The organism is Jejuibacter sp. L23 (assembly GCF_050815825.1).
Taxonomy (GTDB): domain Bacteria; phylum Pseudomonadota; class Gammaproteobacteria; order Enterobacterales; family Enterobacteriaceae; genus Jejubacter; species Jejubacter calystegiae.
In genome coordinates this window covers 196,959-215,854 of record NZ_CP138199.1, presented here as the reverse complement: position 1 = coordinate 215,854, position 18,896 = coordinate 196,959, and the positions used below count along the sequence as shown (strand labels likewise).

15 protein-coding genes and 4 tRNA genes are annotated in these 18,896 nt (G+C 56.8%); 5 read left to right on the top strand and 14 right to left on the bottom strand.

Annotation, left to right across the window (positions count from 1 at the left end):
* Nucleotides 1-180 precede the first annotated feature (180 nt).
* Nucleotides 181-507, top strand: coding sequence for an iron donor protein CyaY (gene cyaY, locus SCU88_RS00985; RefSeq protein ID WP_175342013.1), 327 nt, complete (start codon nt 181-183; stop codon nt 505-507).
* Here cyaY and cyaA read toward each other — a convergent pair.
* A complete protein-coding gene (cyaA, locus tag SCU88_RS00980; RefSeq protein ID WP_175342012.1) occupies nt 498-3,065 on the bottom strand; it encodes a class I adenylate cyclase in 2,568 nt (855 codons plus the stop codon). The genes cyaY and cyaA overlap by 10 nt on opposite strands.
* A gap of 279 nt (nt 3,066-3,344) precedes the next feature.
* Between cyaA and hemC the strand changes: the two genes are divergently transcribed.
* From hemC to hemY, 4 genes are all read left to right on the top strand, one after another.
* Nucleotides 3,345-4,286 carry a hydroxymethylbilane synthase gene (gene hemC / locus SCU88_RS00975; RefSeq protein ID WP_175342011.1) on the top strand — a complete coding sequence of 314 codons (942 nt, stop codon included), beginning with the start codon at nt 3,345-3,347 and terminating at the stop codon, nt 4,284-4,286.
* Nucleotides 4,283-5,029, top strand: coding sequence for a uroporphyrinogen-III synthase (gene hemD / locus SCU88_RS00970; RefSeq protein ID WP_138095239.1), 747 nt, complete (start codon nt 4,283-4,285; stop codon nt 5,027-5,029). Before hemC ends, hemD begins: the two co-directional genes overlap by 4 nt.
* Before the next feature lie 82 nt (nt 5,030-5,111).
* Entirely contained in the window at nt 5,112-6,281 is a 1,170-nt protein-coding gene (gene hemX / locus SCU88_RS00965) for a uroporphyrinogen-III C-methyltransferase (protein ID WP_175342010.1), read from the top strand.
* A 3-nt stretch (nt 6,282-6,284) separates the two neighbouring features.
* Nucleotides 6,285-7,481, top strand: a complete 1,197-nt coding sequence (gene hemY, locus SCU88_RS00960; RefSeq protein WP_175342009.1) for a protoheme IX biogenesis protein HemY — start codon at nt 6,285-6,287, stop codon at nt 7,479-7,481.
* 620 nt (nt 7,482-8,101) lie between these two features.
* Here hemY and SCU88_RS00955 read toward each other — a convergent pair.
* The 13 genes from SCU88_RS00955 to wecB all read right to left on the bottom strand — a co-directional run bounded on the left by SCU88_RS00955 (nt 8,102) and on the right by wecB (nt 18,866).
* A tRNA-Pro gene (locus tag SCU88_RS00955) sits at nt 8,102-8,178 on the bottom strand.
* Nucleotides 8,179-8,221: 43 nt separating this feature from the next.
* Nucleotides 8,222-8,308 (bottom strand) — tRNA-Leu (locus SCU88_RS00950).
* 16 nt (nt 8,309-8,324) lie between these two features.
* Nucleotides 8,325-8,400, bottom strand: a tRNA-His gene (locus SCU88_RS00945).
* Between the two features lie 61 nt (nt 8,401-8,461).
* Nucleotides 8,462-8,538: transfer RNA gene (locus tag SCU88_RS00940), tRNA-Arg, on the bottom strand.
* Between the two features lie 102 nt (nt 8,539-8,640).
* Nucleotides 8,641-10,026, bottom strand: coding sequence for a bifunctional threonine/serine APC transporter ThrP (gene thrP / locus SCU88_RS00935; protein WP_175342008.1), 1,386 nt, complete (start codon nt 10,024-10,026; stop codon nt 8,641-8,643).
* 201 nt (nt 10,027-10,227) lie between these two features.
* On the bottom strand, nt 10,228-10,968 hold the full coding sequence (gene wecG / locus SCU88_RS00930) for a lipopolysaccharide N-acetylmannosaminouronosyltransferase (RefSeq protein WP_138095235.1): 741 nt from the start codon (nt 10,966-10,968) through the stop codon (nt 10,228-10,230).
* A gap of 6 nt (nt 10,969-10,974) precedes the next feature.
* Complete coding sequence (wzyE, locus tag SCU88_RS00925; protein ID WP_175342007.1) at nt 10,975-12,336, bottom strand: ECA oligosaccharide polymerase; 1,362 nt, start codon at nt 12,334-12,336, stop codon at nt 10,975-10,977.
* Nucleotides 12,333-13,412, bottom strand: coding sequence for a TDP-N-acetylfucosamine:lipid II N-acetylfucosaminyltransferase (locus SCU88_RS00920; protein ID WP_175342006.1), 1,080 nt, complete (start codon nt 13,410-13,412; stop codon nt 12,333-12,335). The genes wzyE and SCU88_RS00920 overlap by 4 nt, the downstream gene beginning before the upstream one ends.
* Nucleotides 13,409-14,659 (bottom strand): lipid III flippase WzxE, encoded by a 1,251-nt coding sequence (gene wzxE / locus SCU88_RS00915; protein ID WP_175342005.1) that lies wholly within the window; start codon nt 14,657-14,659, stop codon nt 13,409-13,411. The genes SCU88_RS00920 and wzxE overlap by 4 nt, the downstream gene beginning before the upstream one ends.
* Complete coding sequence (gene rffA / locus SCU88_RS00910; RefSeq protein ID WP_175342004.1) at nt 14,659-15,789, bottom strand: dTDP-4-amino-4,6-dideoxygalactose transaminase; 1,131 nt, start codon at nt 15,787-15,789, stop codon at nt 14,659-14,661. The genes wzxE and rffA overlap by 1 nt, the downstream gene beginning before the upstream one ends.
* Nucleotides 15,790-15,793: 4 nt before the next feature.
* Entirely contained in the window at nt 15,794-16,489 is a 696-nt protein-coding gene (rffC, locus tag SCU88_RS00905; RefSeq protein ID WP_431810143.1) for a dTDP-4-amino-4,6-dideoxy-D-galactose acyltransferase, read from the bottom strand.
* A complete protein-coding gene (gene wecC, locus SCU88_RS00900) occupies nt 16,480-17,739 on the bottom strand; it encodes a UDP-N-acetyl-D-mannosamine dehydrogenase (RefSeq protein ID WP_175342003.1) in 1,260 nt (419 codons plus the stop codon). The genes rffC and wecC overlap by 10 nt, the downstream gene beginning before the upstream one ends.
* On the bottom strand, nt 17,739-18,866 hold the full coding sequence (gene wecB / locus SCU88_RS00895) for a non-hydrolyzing UDP-N-acetylglucosamine 2-epimerase (RefSeq protein WP_175342002.1): 1,128 nt from the start codon (nt 18,864-18,866) through the stop codon (nt 17,739-17,741). The genes wecC and wecB overlap by 1 nt, the downstream gene beginning before the upstream one ends.
* Nucleotides 18,867-18,896 lie beyond the last annotated feature (30 nt).

Below are 18,896 nucleotides of genomic sequence, written 5' to 3'. Positions count from 1 at the left end.
TTCATGCCCGCATCAGTTTGTTTCGTGATACGCGGCTTGTCTTCCATTCCGGTCGTCATCTTTTCCGTGAAAAGCCACTGAATATAGATAGAATAGAAGCTAAAGACGCATCCACTGTTGATTCACCTGTTATACCGACAGCATCGCGTCTTTATTCACATGATAAAATGGGAAGTAACCATGAATGACAGCGAATTTCACCGCCTGGCCGACAATCTCTGGAGAACGATTGAAGAGCATCTGGACGACTGGGACGGCGACAGCGATATCGACTGCGAGATTAACGGCAGCGTGCTGACACTGAGTTTTGAAAACGGCAGCAAAATCATTATTAACCGACAAGAGCCGCTGCATCAGGTGTGGCTGGCGACCAAAGCGGGCGGCTACCACTTCTCGCGACAGGGCGATACCTGGATTTGCGATCGCAGCGGTGAGCCGTTCTGGAAGTTACTGGAAGAAGCCTGCACTGCCCAGGCAGGCGAAGCAGTGCGTTTTAATCAGGACTGATACTGCTGCACCAGCGGCGGTGCTGGCGGCGTACGGGAATCATCCTCAGGCGGAACCGATGCCGTCGCCGTCCGGACGGGCTGAGAGCGGAAAGGGATCACCTGCTGGCGCCCGTCCACTTTCACAATCTGGTAGAACTGCGGCAGATTGAAGTTGATAAAGCTTGAGCCGTATGTGAAACGATCGTGGGAAGAAGAGTAGAAGCGGCTAACGTCGCGCACCAGCTCCTCTTTGCTGCCTTCGCAGTGATGATAGGCTTCCGCCCGGTTACTCTCATCCAGAATATAGATGTTAAAGCCTTCCCGGTCGTGACTCTCTTCAAAGAAGAACTGAATAATTCCTTCGCTGGCAAAACCATCCACCACCGACGGCAGCTGCACATGATGCGTTTCGACCTGCATCGACAGTCCGTGCAGTTTGTTATTGGAAATCGCACCGTAAAACTCTACGGCATTTTCCAGTTTCTGGACCGATACATTCAGGCGTTCAAAGAACAGTCCCCAGGTCTGGCCCGCCACCCGCAGCGCTTTGAAACGCCCGGCTTCCTGACGGGTACTGGTCAGACGCAGCTCAATACATTCCGAAACCAGCTGCTGAACCCGGGTGCGGATCAGACCGCGCAGATGCTGGCTGTAACAGAAAACCTCTACGCTATCCGGCGGCGCAGCATCCTGATGCATTTTGCCAAGGATGGTTTTCAGCGCCTCAATCATCGCCTGCTCGCCGTTGAAGTGCAGGGTTCGCACCTCATTCCAGGAGTTGCGGTACAGCAGATCGACGCTGCCCACCAGGCACTGCTGTTGCTGACCAAAACTGAAAATATCCAGCTTACGGAAGTCAAAATGCACGACCCGATCGCGGAACGCCGCCGTCGGGTCATATTCCAGGTTGACGATTATCGCCAGGTGACGAATTTCACAGGGACTGTACAACGCTTTAGGCGTAGGCGCCGGCAGACGCAGCGGGAAGTGGCTGGAAACATCCGCCACCATCTCCTGCAGCTTCGGCAGGTCACACACCTCATTGCCTTTAATAAACAGCCGGGTTCGGGAAGTCAGCAACCCGTTGAACCAGGCCCAGGCCACCAGCTTATTCAGGTAACGGTTATACTCCAGCGGCTGATGGCTGATAATCGAGTCCATGTTCGGCGCGCGGTTGTACAGATACCAACCGGTGCGATTGGCGCGGCCTGGGGGCACATAGATAAAGGTCAGATTAGGCTCTGAAAGATCCGGCGAGATCTGCGGGTTCACCAGGGTGACCTTACCCGGCAGCGCCTCAAAGGCGGCATAGAGCTTACGGGTCAGTACGCCAATATCCTGCGGACTGGCGCTGACGCTCAGATTATTACGGCGCGCGAAACGGATCAGATTACGGTAGCTCTGCATCATGGCATCAAGCAGTTCGTTGTGCGCTTCACGCACCCGATCGATCTTCCAGTTAGCACGGTTATCCAGAATCGCCAGCCGCGTTTCATCCCAGCCCCAGGTTTTCACCAACTGAGTCAGCACTTCACGACGCCAGCCCACACAGGCCCGCTCGCGGGTCAATTTTTCGCACACCTTCAGATAAAAGCAGCGGCGCACCAAATCCAGCCGCGCCTCATCGTTTATCTGGGTCAGATAGTGCGTGACCCGCTCCAGCATCATGCAGTAAGGATCCAGGCCAAAACAGACAATCTCACCGTCATGCAGGCGCTGCTTCATATCTTCCGCCAGCAGGCCGGTATTGGGGTATTCCCAGGAGTATGCCTCCAGCAGCAGCGTTTTCAGCACCGCTTTATAAGGTGAATCGATGCTCTTATAGAGCTGCCACAGGCTGGCGCCGAAGTATTCTTCGGCAGACAGCGAACTCAGTCCGCCCAGATCGAGCCATTCGTTAGGCGTCAGTACTCCCTGGGCGTAGAGCGTCATCACGTAATCGTCGTAGTGCTCTTCCTGATCGACCGGCACCATATTCCACAGAATACGCTTGCCCGCCATTCGGACCGCGGTACGGTAAAATTCATCAAGCAACAGAATGTGCTGCGTTGAACCACAGTCTTCGCCACCCAGACTACCGCTCTCGTTATGGCGGAAACGGTTCTCATCAATCAGAAAGAAGCTGACCTCCACCCCCATTGAGGCGGCCCAGCTTTCAAGCAGGCTACATTTACGCTGCAGCAGCTGGCGCTCTTCGTTATCCAGCCAGGCCTGGTGGCAGACCCAGATATCAAGATCCGACGAACAGCTCTGGCCGACCGACGAGGTGCTGCCCATGGAGTAGATACCGGTGATCGGCAGTTCGCCGTCCGGTGTCCGCAATTCGGGCAGGCCACGACGCTCTTCAAGCTGTTTCAGGTAATGCTGTTGGGTTTCATCAGGCGTGTAGAGGCAGATGCCACAGGGAACGTTACCGTCGAGGTAACCCGGCATCAGCGGATGGTGATAATGCAACAGACCAGGCAGCAGACTATAGACCTGCTGGAAAGCAGGCCCCTGAGCTGCCAGTGCGCGGTCCACGCGCAGCTGATTGATGGCATCCAGCCTCTGTTTCAGAGTCTCAATATAGAGGTACAAGACGTATCGCCTGATTGTTCAGTATTTTGAAAAGATCGGTCCCACTCGCCACCGTTATGTTTATGGTTAGTCAGGTGGACAATTGCTGGAAACGTGATCAATTTAACACCTTGCCGGTTGACCGTAAAGAAAGATGCACTACACCAATTGTAGCATCAAAAGCCCGGCTTATTTTCCGTTATCAGTTTTGCGCTCCTTTCCCCCGGCCTGACCGTAAACTGACAGCATTCCACTAACAATGATAGGATGGTCAACAGACGATCATTACGGTAACAAGCAATGGTAGACAAAGTATTAAGAATTGCCACCCGGCAGAGTCCGCTGGCGCTATGGCAGGCACAATATGTCAAGGAGCGCCTTGAGGCGAGCCATCCAGGACTCAGCGTTGAGCTGGTGCCAATGGTGACGCGCGGCGATATTATTCTCGACACGCCGCTGGCCAAAGTGGGCGGCAAGGGACTGTTTGTCAAGGAGCTGGAGCTGGCTCTGCTGGAGAAGCGCGCAGATATCGCCGTGCACTCCATGAAGGATGTACCAATAGAATTCCCGGCGGGGCTCGGCCTGGTCACGATCTGCGAGCGCGGCGATCCGCGCGACGCCTTCGTCTCCGGGCGCTATGCCAGCCTGGATGCGCTACCGCCCGGTAGCTGTGTGGGCACCTCCAGCCTGCGCCGTCAGTGTCAGTTGATGGCACAGCGTCCGGATCTTAACGTGCGTTCGCTACGCGGCAACCTCGGCACCCGCCTCGGTAAGCTCGATGCCGGCGACTATGACGCCATTATTCTGGCCGTGGCGGGCCTGCAGCGCCTGGAGATGGAAGAACGCATCCGCTGCCCCCTGACGCCGGAAGAATCACTACCGGCAGTAGGCCAGGGCGCCGTTGGCATCGAATGTCGGCTGGACGATGCCTGGACCCGCAAATTACTGGCCCCGCTCAACCACGAAGAAACCGCCATCCGGGTTACCGCCGAACGCGCGATGAACACCCGCCTGGAAGGAGGTTGTCAGGTACCGATCGGCAGCTATGCTGAATTGCATGACGGTAAACTTTGGTTACGGGCGCTGGTCGGCTCGCCGGATGGTAAGCAGATGGTGCGCGGCGAACGTCGCGGTCGCCCGGAAGATGCCGAAGCGATGGGGATCTCGCTTGCCGAAGAGCTACTGGATAACGGCGCCAGGGAGATCCTGGCCGATGTCTATGACGGAGATGCCCCTGCATGAGGATTCTGGTCACCCGCCCCTCCCCCGACGGAGAGGCTTTAGTCAGCCGTCTGCGCGCGATGGGGCTGGTGGCCTGGAGTTTTCCGCTGATCGAATTTTCTCCGGGTCGTGAGCTTTCCCGTCTACCCGACTATCTGAACGCACTGCGCCCGGGCGATCTTGCCTTTGTTCTCTCCCGCCACGCGGTGGAATATGCCCATGCCACGCTTTCCCGGCAAAGCATGCGCTGGCCTGCGCAGGCGGCATGGTTTTCCATTGGTCGCTCCAGCGCGCTGGCCTTGCATAAAGTCAGTAGTCTGCCGGTAAATTATCCGCGCGATCGGGAAATCAGCGAAGTCTTGCTACAATTACCTGAATTACAAGATATAAAAGGTAAGCAGGCGCTGATACTACGCGGTAACGGCGGGCGTGAGCTACTGGGGGATACGCTACGCCAGCGCGGTGCTCAGGTAACGCTGTGCGAATGCTACCAGCGCTGCCCCAAACAGTATGATGGCGCGGAAGTTGCCTGGCGCTGGCAAAACCTGGAGATCGATACCCTGGTGGTCACCAGCGGCGAAATGCTGCGCCAGCTCTACGCGCTGGTGCCGGAATGGTATCGTAATAACTGGTTACTGAACTGCAGGCTAATTGTTGTCAGTGAACGTCTGGCCACCCATGCCAGAGAATCAGGCTGGCGGGATGTCAGCATCGCAGATAACGCCGACAACGATGCGCTGCTGCGCGCGTTATGCCCAACCTGAAGGGCCATATCGGGCTCTTCCCGAAATAAAGGTGCCCGCAGGATACGGGTAGACAACAACACTGAGAAGAATGGGACTAATAATGACGGAACCAAAAGAATCCTCCGCCAGGGTTGAAGAAGCCACGCCAGACGTGGAGACGCCGGTGCAAACTCAGCCACAGGAGAAGCAAAAACGTGGCACGGGCGTTGGCATTACGCTCAGCGTTATTGCTATCGCCATTGCTCTGGCTGCCGGTGCCGGGCTCTATACCTGGAACAAACGACAGGCCGCCAGCCAGACAGCCAGCACCCAAACCCTGGCCGCTCAGGTCACCGCCCTCCAGCAGCAGCTGGCGCAACAAAAAACCGAGCTGGATTCCCGACTTCAGCAGCAGCAGAGCAGTCTGGACGCCGCACAGCAGCGTGAGCAGGTCATGGCGAAAACGCTGGAAGAGACCCGTGAAAAGATGGCCTCTATCACTGGCGGCGATGCGAATAACTGGTTGCTGGCCGAAGCCGATTACCTGGTCAAACTGGCCGGACGTAAGCTGTGGAGCGATCAGGATGTCGCGACCGCCGCTGCGCTACTGAAAAACGCCGACGTCAGCCTTGGACAAATGAACGATCCCAGCCTGATCGCCGCACGTCGCGCGTTGAACAGTGATATCGCCAGCCTGTCCGGCGTATCGCAAATCGATTTCGACGGCATTATTCTGCGCGTTAACCAGCTGTCTAACCAGGTGGATAACCTGCGCCTGGCCGACAACGACAGCGATGACGCTCCCATGGATGCCGACAGCCGCGAGATTTCCGGCTCCCTGAGCGAATGGCGCCAGAATCTGACCCGCAGCTGGCATAACTTTATGGACAGCTTTATTACCATCCGCCGTCGCGACGCCACCGAAGTTCCGCTGCTGGCGCCGAACCAGGATGTCTACCTGCGCGAGAACATCCGTTCCCGCCTGCTGGTTGCGGCTCAGGCCGTACCGCGCCACCAGGACGAGGTCTACAAGCAGTCGCTGGAGACCGTTGCCACCTGGGTACGCGCTTACTACGATACCAACGATGCCGCGACCAAAGGCTTTCTGGCCGAGCTGGATGCGTTAAGCCAGCAGAGTATCGCTATGGAACTGCCCGAATCGCTCGCCAGCCAACCGGTGCTGGAAAAATTGATGCGCCAGCGGGTCCGTAATCAGATGGCGCCGTCGGATAACGGTCAGCCAGCCGCAGCCGGGAACAGTGTATCCCAGTCAGAGCAGCAGGGAGAGTAATCAATGATAAAAGTTCTGCTGCTGTTTCTGCTGCTGATCGCCGGGATCGTTATCGGGCCCATCTTTGCCGGCCATCAGGGATACGTACTGATTCAGACCGAAAGCTGGAACATTGAGACCAGTATCACCGCCCTGACCATTATGCTGCTCGTTCTGGTCGCGGCGCTGTTTATTGTGGAGTGGATACTGCGCAGAGTCTTCCGCACCGGCGCGCGTACTCGCGGCTGGTTCCTGGGTCGCAAGAGCAAGCGCGCCCGCAAGCAGACCAGCCAGGCGCTGCTCAAACTGGCGGAAGGCGACTACCAGCAGGTGGAAAGATTGCTGTCTAAGCATGCTGAACACGCTGAGCAACCAGTGGTTAACTATCTGCTGGCCGCCGAAGCGGCCCAACAGCGCGGCGATGACGCCCGCGCCAGCCAGTATCTCGACAATGCGGCCAGTCTGGCGGAAGACTCCCCGATTCCAGTAGAGATCACCCGGGTTCGCCTGCAACTGGCACGCAATGAGGATCACGCCGCGCGACACGGTATCGATAAGCTGCTGGAGATCGCCCCGCGCCATCCCGAAGTGCTGCGTCTGGCCGAACAGGCTTATATCAGTACCAGCGCCTGGAGTTCGCTGCTGGACATCATCTACCCGATGGAAAAAGCAGGCGTGGGCGATGAAGCACACCGCGCCGCCCTGGAAGAACGCGCCTGGATTGGGCTGATGGATCAGGCCATGGCGGAACAGGGCAGCGACGGTCTGAAACGCTGGTGGCAAAATCAGAGCCGTAAGACCCGGCATCAGCCGATGCTGCAGGTGGCAATGGCCGAACACCTGATTCAGTGCGACGACCACGAGACGGCCCAGAAAATAATTCTGGACGGTGTGAAGCGCCAGTATGACGAGCGCCTGGTGATGCTGATGCCGCGCCTGAAGACCGCAACGCCGGAAGAGGTGGAGAAAGTCCTGCGTCAGCAGATTAAGACCCATGGAGATCGTCCGCTGCTGTGGAGCACCCTGGGGCAGATGCTGATGAAGCACGGCGAATGGAAAGAGGCCAGCCTGGCCTTCCGCGCCGCGCTGAAGCAGCGCCCCGATGCCTTCGACTACGCCTGGCTTGCCGATACCCTGGATCGCCTGAAAATGCCTGAAGAGGCAGCAACCATGCGCCGCGATGGCCTGTTGCTGTCGCTGAAAAAAGAGGCCGATATCTGACCCTTGTCAGACATCAAAAAGGCGACATGTTGTCGCCTTTTTTATTGCCTGTGCCCCATCCTGAAGTATGAAGTAGAAAAAAATACCCGCCGGAGTGGCGGGTACTAAAACAGGTCTGTTTGACAACATAAAAGGTGCTTCACTCAACGTTGTGTCCATGATGTTTGATGAGGCAGCCAGGCTGCGACATCTGCAGGTGGACGATAAGCACCACAAATGGCTCTGCATCATTCCAGGGTTTATGAGGCCAGATGGCGAACATAAGAAAGGGAATGAGCATCTACCCTGTAATTATTGCACGTATCATGCCAGGTGAAAATACCCCTTAAAATACAAGGGGCCACGCCATTAGCATTGATGTTGTCTTCAAGGTCAACATAAAACTGTCGCCCCAGGGAGACAGTTATCAGCATTCAGGGAATAGTCTTTATAAATCATCAAAATAAATGTCTTACTTCGACGACACCCACAATCAATCTTGTCGTTATGCAACGACAAATGCCGCCACGACGGAAGCAACGCGCGGATATGCGGCGCATAAAACAATCATTGGAGAAATTTAAGAGGGGGGCAGAAAACAAAAAAGCAGGCTTTAAGCCTGCCTTCCGCACGAAGCGGAGTGGTCGGCGAGAGAGGATTCGAACCTCCGACCCACTGGTCCCAAACCAGTTGCGCTACCAGGCTGCGCTACTCGCCGAAATACTGCCGTTTTGCTTCTTGTTCAGAAAGAAGTCAGGGTGTGGTGCGAGGGGAGGGACTTGAACCCTCACGTCCGTAAGGACACTAACACCTGAAGCTAGCGCGTCTACCAATTCCGCCACCTTCGCATAACCACTAAATAGATGGGGTGGCTAATGGGACTCGAACCCACGACAACTGGAATCACAATCCAGGGCTCTACCAACTGAGCTATAGCCACCACTGTATTTCTTTCTCACGCGGTATAATCTTACCACCGCAGCTCAAGCGCCTGGGTTAAATGGCGCGCCCGACAGGATTCGAACCTGAGACCTCTGCCTCCGGAGGGCAGCGCTCTATCCAGCTGAGCTACGGGCGCGTAGCGCCGTTGCGGAGGGGAATACTACGGACTTCGCGTCCTGCTGTCCATATGTTTTTTTAATAAAATGCGCGTTTGGTTATGCTTTGCACACTACGCTGATTAACTGTTCCGTTTCACCGATTCAACATGGCGACCAAGCCCAAAAACCCGGTACGCCAGGGTCACCCCCGCCAGAAACAGTCCCCCGACAATCAGCGACATACGGGTATCTTCGTTGATTCCCATCCCCACCAGCACACACAGCAGAAACGCCATGGTTAACCAGTTCGACCACGGGAAAAAAAGCGAACGGAACGGATGGCTGGCCATCGCTTCACGGTGTACCCGGCGAAACCGCAGCTGGCTTATCAGAATCACAAACCAGGGTACCATTCCCGGCAAGACGCTGGCGCTATAGACATACACGAATACCCGCTGCGGATTAGGAATAACGTAGTTCAGACCCGATCCTACCAGCAGAATTACAATTGAGACGGCCACCCCCATAACCGGCACGCCGTTCTTCGACACCTTCGCCATACCGGGCGGTAGCTGACGATTCTTCGCCAGGGCAAACAGCATCCGGCCACAGCTATACATTCCGCTGTTACAGCCCGACAGCGCCGCTGTCAGTACCACAAAGTTGATAATCCCGGCTGCCGCCGTGATACCGATTTTCGCAAAGGTCAGCACAAAGGGGCTGCCGCTATCACCCAGCTCATTCCACGGGAAGATGGTGATCACCACAAAGATAGCGCCCACATAGAAGATCAGAATACGCCACAGCACCTTCCCTACCGCGCTGCGCAGCGTTACCTGAGGGTTCTTCGCTTCACCGGCAGTAATCCCGATCAGCTCCACCCCCTGATAGGAGGCCACCACGATACAGAGCGCGGTCAGAAAACCTTTCCAGCCGCCGGCAAAGAAACCGCCGTGCTCCGTCAGATTGCCAAAACCGGTGGCATGACCGCCATTGCCGAAACCAAAGAAGATAACGCCCAGCCCTACCACGATCATCACAATAATGGTGGTCACTTTAATCATGGCAAACCAGAACTCGATTTCCCCGTACAACCGTACCGCCGCCAGATTGGCCAGCGCCACCAGTCCTACGGCCAGCAATGCCGGTAACCACTGGGGCAATTCAGGGAACCAGTACTGAACATAAACGCCGATGGCGGTGATTTCGGAAATCCCCACCGCCATCCACATAAACCAGTAGGACCACGCCGTCAGATAGCCAAAGAAAGGATTCATATAGCGATGCGCATAGACGGCGAAAGAGCCGGTCACCGGCTCCAGAAACAGCATTTCGCCCATCGAGCGCATAATGAAGAAAACAAAAATCCCGGCGAGAATATAGGCCAGCAAAACGGAAGGACCCGCCCACTTAAGGGTGCTTGCGGACCCCATAAACAGGCCTACGCCAATGGTGCCCCCAAGGGCGATCAATTCAATATGTCGAGCTTCCAGGCCGCGCTGGAGCTCGGGTTTCTTTTCAGCCATAGTTCCCTCGAATGGTGTTTGCAATCAGCCCGGTATCACACCGGTTATTATTATGATGAGTGCGCTTTTCCCGTCACCACGCAAGGTAGCGGGCGACGGGCGGGCGTCATGATTTCCTGTTTTTTGCCAAATAGCAAACCGGATATTGCCGGGAAGGGAAGCGGCAACCGCCTGCGAATGCCGGTTCTGCTGGAATAAGAATCAAAGGCGGCCGCTGTAATGCCAGGCAAGATAACGCAACAGACGCAGCTGACGCTTAATGCGGGAAGGCTGACTGACCAGCCGGTACAGCCACTCCAGCCCCAGGTTCTGCCAGCCTTTTGGGGCACGTTTTACATGGCCGGTAAAGACATCATAGGTTCCCCCTACCCCCATATAGAGCGCCTGAGGATACACCTGGCGACACTCGCGCATCACAATCTCCTGACGCGGCGATCCCATGGCGACGGTAACCAACTGGGCACCGCTGTCCCGCACCCGTTCAAACAGCGCCTGGCGCGACTCGGACTTAAAATAACCGTCCTGACTACCCACAATATTCACGCCCCAGCGGCTGCGTAGCTGTTCACAGGTTTGCGCCAGCACCTGGGGCTGCCCGCCAATCAGAAACACCGGGGTGCCTTCTCTACCGGCCTGGGCCATCAGTGCTTCCCAGAGATCGGCTCCGGCTACCCGGTTTACCTCAGCATTGGGATATTTCTTGCGGATGGAGCGCACCACGCTGATGCCGTCGGCGTACTTAAACTCCGCCTCGTTAATTAACTCATGCACCAGCGGATCGCGTTCTGCCGTCAGGATTTTCTCGGCGTTAATCGCCACCAGGGTTCCCTGCCGTAGCCCGGTATCGGTATGCAGATAATCCAGTGCATGTGCCATATTACGCCAGCCCAGCAGCCTCATGCCGCGTATGGTATAAACCGGCGCCTGTGTCCGTTCACTCATCTTGCGTTACTTATCCGTTTGTGTATAAAGCGCGTTCCGGGATGCCGCCGTGCGCTCACGGACCAGCCCAACTCGCTCGAAGGCTCTGAATAACAGCCGGGCAAGCCACAGGCATAATCCAAAGACCAACATAAAAAAGACCACCCGCGAAACAAAGGCATCCAGCCCCTCACGCGCCAGCACGATCATATTAAAGATGGCGCCGAAGCAAAAGCTGTGCAGTATCGCCGCTTTATAGCGATTATCCGTCCGGTTCCCCAGCTCATAGAGCCAGTCGAACCATTTGATAATCAGCCCCACCACCACGGCACCCGGTACGATAAGCCAGTAACCGCCCATTACCAGCAGCGAACCGATAAGCGTGGGAGAAATCGCCAGCCCCGAGTGGTTGTTCAGCACCTCCCAGGTAAAGTAGTTGGCGCTGTTCAGCACGGCAGCAGGACGCCCCGGCCACAGCCAGGAAGGAATAAAGACATAAAAGTCGCGCACGATGGGCGCCAGCCCCTGGAAATCGATCTTATCGTAGTTCTGGATCAGCAGCGCCAGGTTCTCCCAGGGCGAGAAGGTATCGCGCGTCAGATACAGGAAGGTATAAAACGCTTCGTCGCCGCTCACGTCCAGGCCATAGCGCTTTAGCGCCAGCCAGAACATCCCGACTATGCCCAGCACGCCAGCGCATGCCAGCATCCACAGCGAGATCCAGCCGCGCAGAATGCCAATAAACAGGAAGATGGCGAAAGCGATAATAATATTGGCACGCGTGCCGCCCACCAGCGCGTAGGTCAGCAGACCAAACGCCACGGTACACACCAGAAACCCCAGCCAGGCGCTTTTACTCTGACGCAAAAAATAGAGCACCAGCATGGCCGGAATAAAGAAGTAGAAGAAGCGTTTAAGCGCCACGCCCGCCACCTGGCTTGAGAAAATCTCGCTGTAGGAGTGCAGTCGGAACAGCAGAAAACCGTTGAGCATAAAAAAGAGCGCGACGCTGGCCAGCGCCACCGTCAACAGCAGCAGGAAAGTGAGCTGCGCTTCAACCCGATTGATATTGAGCCGTTCCGGCCGGTTGCGCTCCGCGACAGCCGATCGCAGCCGGGTTTTATAGGCGGTGTAATAGACGGCATAGAAACACCCAGCGGTCAGCAGAGCCTGCTGAAGCGCCTGGGCAGGAAGCACCTCCACGTTAAAGCGGAACACCAGCGTCATCGTTAACGGGAAGCCGAAATAGAACGTCAACAGGAACAGCAGTGAAAAGAAAACATTAAAATTAAAACGCACCCGGCGAAACTCGCGCCAGGTCACGGTACCAATAAACAGCACGGAGGCAAGCCAGATAATCATCAGACCGCCAGACTGCAGCAAACTCATGCCTTCTCTTCTCCTGATGCCACTCGCAACGCCCGCATCCAACCATCAAGGTAGTTGGGGCTAAAAAAGGTGATGCCGTTCTTATCCACACTTTTCAACTGGCGCTGCGCCTCGCGCACCACCGACTCATTAAGCGTATCACCGGTAAACAGAACCGGAATCTGCTGCTCCACCATATCCTGCCAGAAGGGATTCTTCCGGCTCAGAACGCAGGGGATCCCTGCCTGAATAAGCAGACAGAGTGTGCCTATCCCCTGCTGGCGCTCAAAGATGAAATAACCCAGATCACACTTTCGAAGCAGCGTCAGATAGGCGTCGAACGCCAGCCGATCGCGCAATATCTCCAGGCGGTCGGGACTGAACAGCTGACTTCCCGCTCGCTGTACCTCATCGATATACGCCTGATTGCCCTCGGGGTAGCCCATAGGCACCACCACACGGGCCCGATCGCCGAAGCGTTGATGGATCTCACGCAACGCCTCAACGTGTTGATTGCTGCGATCGCCGGAATTTCCCACCAGAATCTGCACAAAATCCCGCTGATTCTTCTCATTATCCAGATTGTTGAGGGACGGGTCCATCCGGGTGGGAAAATAGAGCAGTTCACCCGCCACCTTCGGATAGCGCTGGTGAAAATAGTTAAGATCGCCGCGGGTAGCGAATACCCGCCCAACCCGGCGCTGTGCCAGACGCCGCAGGCGGTAGAACAGCCGGAACTTCAGACTGGCGGAAACTTCATAAAGATCGGCGCCCCAGATATGCCAGTTAAACTGCGCCGGTTTAATGCCGCCCCACAGCAGTGCCAGCCACAGCGACTGATTAAACTGGCCATGGAACAGAAAACGCTGGCGGCAATCGCGCCGTGCACGGGCAGTTACCGCCTGGGCCAGCGCCTTTTTCGTGGGGAATACCTCAATCGCAAGCGACGGATACGCTGCCATCAGCCCGGCATCGTCGGAAACCACCATAAAGCGCCGCCCCTGCTCCGACGCCGCCAGCATCTGTTGAAAGAAACTGAGTACGGTATGGTTGTGGTGCGGGATGTTCGATCCCAGCACGTGAATCAGTGTCGTCATACGCGGTTACGCCACCAAAGAAATCCCAGACAGCACAGGGAGAACCAGACAATATAGGTCGCCATATAGGCCTGAGCGGCGCCCAATGCGCCATGCTCCGGTATCAGCCAGCGGGAGAAACCGGTCAACAGCGCGAACTGGCTGATTTCCGCCAGGATGTAGAGCCGCAGCGAGGCCTTCGCAATAATCAGATAGCCAAAGACATAAGCGCCGACCTTCAGTACGTCCCCCACCAGTTGCCAGGCGAACAGGTCACGCATAGCGGTAAACTTTGCCGAAAAGAGCAGCCAGATGGCGAAATCGCGCAGAACCCAGACCCCGAATCCCACCAGAGCCACCGCGGGCAGGACAAAACGCAATGCCCGACCAATTTCGCGGCTGATATCCGCCTTCGCCGTCAGCCTTGAGAGCGTCGGCAGCAGGTAAACGCTAAACGAGGCGGTAATAAACTGCAGCCAGGCGTCGGAGATGCTACTCACCCCCTGCCATATCCCGACCGTATCCCAGCCATAGCGTACCGCCAGCAGGTTACGCATCATCACATAAGCCACCGGCATGGTTACCGAGGTCATCAGCGCCATAAAGGTGAACTTGCTGAGGTTAGCCGCCGTTTCTCTGTCCCAGCAGGGTTTCAGATAGCTCAGCGGCAGATGGCGGCGGCGATGCAGGATAATCGCGCCGGGAATCACCACCAACGCAGGCACCAGCGCCAGACCCAGCAGCGCACCGGGATATCCCCCCAGACGCCAGCTTGCCAGCCACGCCAGAACCCCGATCAGGCTTCCCAGAATCAGCGCCAGCGCATTACCGGCTGCATCACGAAACCCCTTGATAATCGCCAGCGACAGATTTGCCCAGGCGATTCCTAACTGAACCAGCGCCACCAGGCGTACCAGCCCCTGATAGTCCCGCTGGCCGAACAACCCCTGACTGATGGGGCCAGACGCCAGCACAAATAGCAGCGCCAGCAGGGTTGAAAAGCCCAGCACCATCGCCGAGGAAGTACCCACCACCAGCCGAAGACGCTGTGAATCATCCAGATACTGGGCGACATACTTAGTGACGCCGTTAAAAATACCGGCACCGGCCAGTACGCCCAGCACCGTGACCAACTGGCGGAAATTCCCCGCCATCCCGACACCGCCAGGGCCGTAGGCTACCGCCAGCAGTTTCACCACCAGCAAACCTGCGCCGATCTTGACCAGCGTGGACGCCGCGGTCCACACCGAAGCCCGTGCCAGCGACATCAGGCGAAGTAGCTCTGCAGCGAATTGATCACCGTACGCTGATTGGTCACGCTCAGATTATAGAAGAGCGGCAGGCGCAGCAGGCGGTCACTCTGGGAGGTGGTATAACGATCTTCGCCGTGAAATCTTCCGAACGCTTCGCCCGCCGGGCTGCTGTGTAGCGGGATATAGTGGAATACCGCCAGGATTTCCGCCTCTTTCAGCCAGCTAATTAACCGACTGCGATCGTCGGCATCGCGCAGCTTTATGTAAAACATATGGGCGTTATGCATGCAGTCAGCAGGCAGGGTCGGCAGCTCAATGCGGCCTTTATCTGCCAGTGGTAGCAATGCGTCATAGTAGTTCTGCCACAGCGCCAGGCGCTGCTGATTGATGCTCTCCGCCGCTTCAAGCTGCCCCCACAGATAGGCAGCCTGAAGATCCGCCATCAGGTAACTGGAGCCGATATCGCGCCAGGTATATTTATCCACCTGGCCACGGAAGAACTGGCTGCGGTTAGTGCCCTTTTCACGAACGATCTCCGCGCGTTCTACCAGCGCCGGGTCGTTAACGAGCGTCGCTCCGCCCTCGCCGCCTGCGGTGTAATTCTTGGTTTCATGAAAGCTGTAACAGCCGATATGGCCGATGGTTCCCAGTGCCCGGCCTTTATAGCTGGCCATGACGCCCTGAGCGGCATCTTCTACCACCCACAGCTTATGCTCGCGGGCGATACGCATAATGGTGTCCATTTCACAGGCCACGCCAGCATAGTGAACCGGCACGATGACCCGGGTTCGTTCGGTGATCGCCGCTTCAATTTTGGTTTCATCGATATTCATGGTATCCGGGCGGATATCCACAAAGACGATGCGCGCGCCGCGCAGTACAAAGGCATTAGCGGTGGAAACAAAGGTGTAGCTCGGCATAATCACTTCATCGCCGGGCTGAATATCGAGTAACAGCGCCGCCATCTCCAGCGAGGCAGTGCAGGACGGGGTCAGTAATACCTTAGCGCTGCCGAAGCGCTGCTCCATCCACTGCTGGCAGCGGCGGGTAAAGCCGCCGTCGCCGCACAGCTTACCGCTGCCCATCGCCGACTGGATATAGTCGACCTCTGTCCCCACGACCGGAGGTGCGTTAAACGGAATCATTTTCTCACCTGTATAACCAGTAAGCGGTGCTCTCTATCGTGGCCCCGCTCTTGATATAACGACGCAGCGCCGCCCGGTTCGCCATTTGGGTTGCTATTCGCAACCGGCTAATACCGCGCGCCACACACCACGCCTGCGCTCCCTGCATCAGTCGCGCCCCGCATCCGGGCCCCGCCAGTAACCCCATGCGCGCTTCCTCGTCATTAAGCTGACGCAGCGTCACAAAACCATGAAGCCGCTCTCCTTCGCGTACCACCAGACACTGATGGTCGAAGGTGCCCTTTACCGCGTTTTCCACCCACTGCGCATACAGGCGGCCGCTGTCCGCCTGTCCATACCAGGGAGTACGAAAACGGCTATGGGAAAAGCACTGACTGGCCATATCGCGAAGCATCGGAATATCGGCATCGTCCGCCACGCAGAGATCGGCACTCGCAGAACAACCCACAAGCGCCAGGCTCAGGTCAATTTCCCCTTCCACCAGCCGAAACCCCAACTGTTGCAGGGCATCCAGCCATTCGCAGCGTTCAGCAGGCACTTTGGCCTGCACGCGCTCAAAACGCTGCAATTCCGCCACGTCCAGCCGGGGATCGCCATCGGAAAAGCGGACAATCGCACTGGACAGACCGAAAAAATCGCTCTCCCACGACAGTCGTTCAACGCGGCCGTGAAGCGAGGCCAGCCCCTGACTCACCGCCAGACCCCTTTAGTATCCACCACCCACTGCTGGTGGATCTGTCCGGCATCCAGCGCCTTAAACGACTGGTGATCCACCAGCATAACCAGCACATCGGCACGGGCGAGTGCCTCATCAAGGTGGGTCAGTTGACAGCGCGCCAGGCTTTCCGGCAGTTCATGGATATTAGGTTCCACTACCAGCATGTCGCCACGGTGCCACCCGGCCAGCTTCCTGACGATACCCATGGCCGGGCTTTCACGCAGGTCATCGATATCCGGTTTAAATGCCAGCCCAAAGCAGGCGATGGTGACATCATCGGTACGGCGTCCGCTGGCATTCAGACAGTCCGCCACGGCCGCCTTCACCTGACCAATCACCCATTCGGGTTTGCTGTCGTTTACATCACGGGCGGTACGAATCAGCCGCGCCTGCTGCGGGTTCTGGGCCACGATAAACCAGGGGTCGACCGCGATGCAGTGCCCGCCAACGCCTGGCCCGGGCTGCAAAATATTGACCCGCGGATGGCGGTTAGCCAACCGGATAAGCTCCCAGACATCAATGCCCTGGTCTGCGCAGATCAGAGAAAGCTCGTTCGCGAAGGCGATATTCACATCCCGAAAGCTATTCTCGGTCAGTTTGCACATCTCCGCCGTACGGGCATTCGTTACCACACACTCCCCTTCCAGAAAGATGCGATAGAGTTCGCTGGCGCGTGCCGAACAGGCTGGCGTCATACCGCCAATTACCCGGTCGTTGCTAATCAGCTCTTCCATAATCCGGCCAGGCAATACCCGCTCCGGACAGTAGGCGATATTAACATCCGCCGCCTCTCCCACCTGCTGGGGGAAGGTAAGATCCTGGCGCAGTGCCGCCAGCCATTCCGCCATAGTTTCCGTGGTGCCCACCGGCGAGGTGGACTCCAGAATCACCAGCGATCCCTTCTTCAGTACCGGCGCGATGGATTCCACCGCCGAGCGGACATATGCCATGTCTGGCTTATGGCCCTCCATAAACGGCGTCGGTACCGCGATCAGAAAAGCATCGGCCTCGACTGGTGTGTTACGGGCACTCAGATAGCCCTTCTCTACGGCGGTTTTCACCACTCGTCCCAGCTCTGGTTCGACAATGTGGATCTCGCCACGGTTAATGGTTTCCACCGCCCGGGTATTGATATCCACGCCGATCACGCGCTGACGACGTGATGCAAAAGCTGCCGCTGTGGGCAGCCCGATATATCCCAGTCCAATCACTGAGATAATTTCAAAACTCATTATTTCACCTGACTGGTTTTCAACGCGCTGATAATACGCTGGCAGGCCTCGCCATCACCATAGGGGTTATGCGACCGACTCATCGTCAGATAAGCCTCTTCGTCTTTCAGCAGTTGATTAACCTCATCCACAATAGTGCGGGTATGGGTGCCAACCAGCCGTACAGTGCCAGCGCTTACTGCCTCTGGTCGTTCGGTGGTTTCACGCATGACCAGCACCGGTTTACCCAGCGACGGGGCCTCTTCCTGAATACCGCCGGAGTCCGTCAGAATCAGATACGCATGCTGCATCAGCCAGACAAACGGCAGATAGTCCTGAGGGGCAATCAGATGAATATTCCCGACATGCCCCAGAATGCGATTAACCGGCTCGCTAACGTTAGGGTTCAGATGTACCGGATAGACAATTTGCACATCCGGATTATCCGCTGCCACCTGAGCCAAAGCGTGGCAGATCTGCTCAAAACCGCTGCCAAAGCTTTCGCGGCGGTGGCCGGTAACCAGAATCATTTTGCGCTGCGGCTCCAGGAAGGGATAAGCGCTACTCAGCGCCCTGTGCTGCGCTTCGTCGTTCAGCACCCGATCGCGTACCGACAGCAACGCATCGACCACCGTATTGCCGGTAATGAAGATCCGATTATCGGCAATATTTTCTCGCAGCAGGTTCTGGCGCGAGGTTTCGGTAGGCGCAAAATGGTACATCGCCAGATGTCCGGTCAACGTGCGGTTGGCCTCTTCCGGCCAGGGCGAATAGAGATCGCCGGTACGTAGTCCCGCCTCGACGTGCCCAACGGGAATCTGCTGATAAAAGGCCGCCAGACTGGCGGCCACTGTCGTCGTGGTGTCGCCATGAACCAGCACTACATCCGGGCTAAAATCCTCCAGAACGGGTTTCAGCCCTTCCAGGATACGGCAGGTGATCTCCGTCAGCCCCTGCCCCGGCTTCATAATATTAAGGTCGAAGTCGGGTTGAATGGAAAAAAGCGTGAGTACCTGATCCAGCATTTCACGGTGCTGCGCGGTAACGCAGACCCGAGCATCGAAGAAAGGATCCTCTGCCAGGGCGTGGACCAGCGGCGCCATTTTAATGGCCTCAGGACGCGTGCCGAAAACGGTCAAGACTTTCACGATAGTGCTCTCTCTGGGTTAATTACAGAT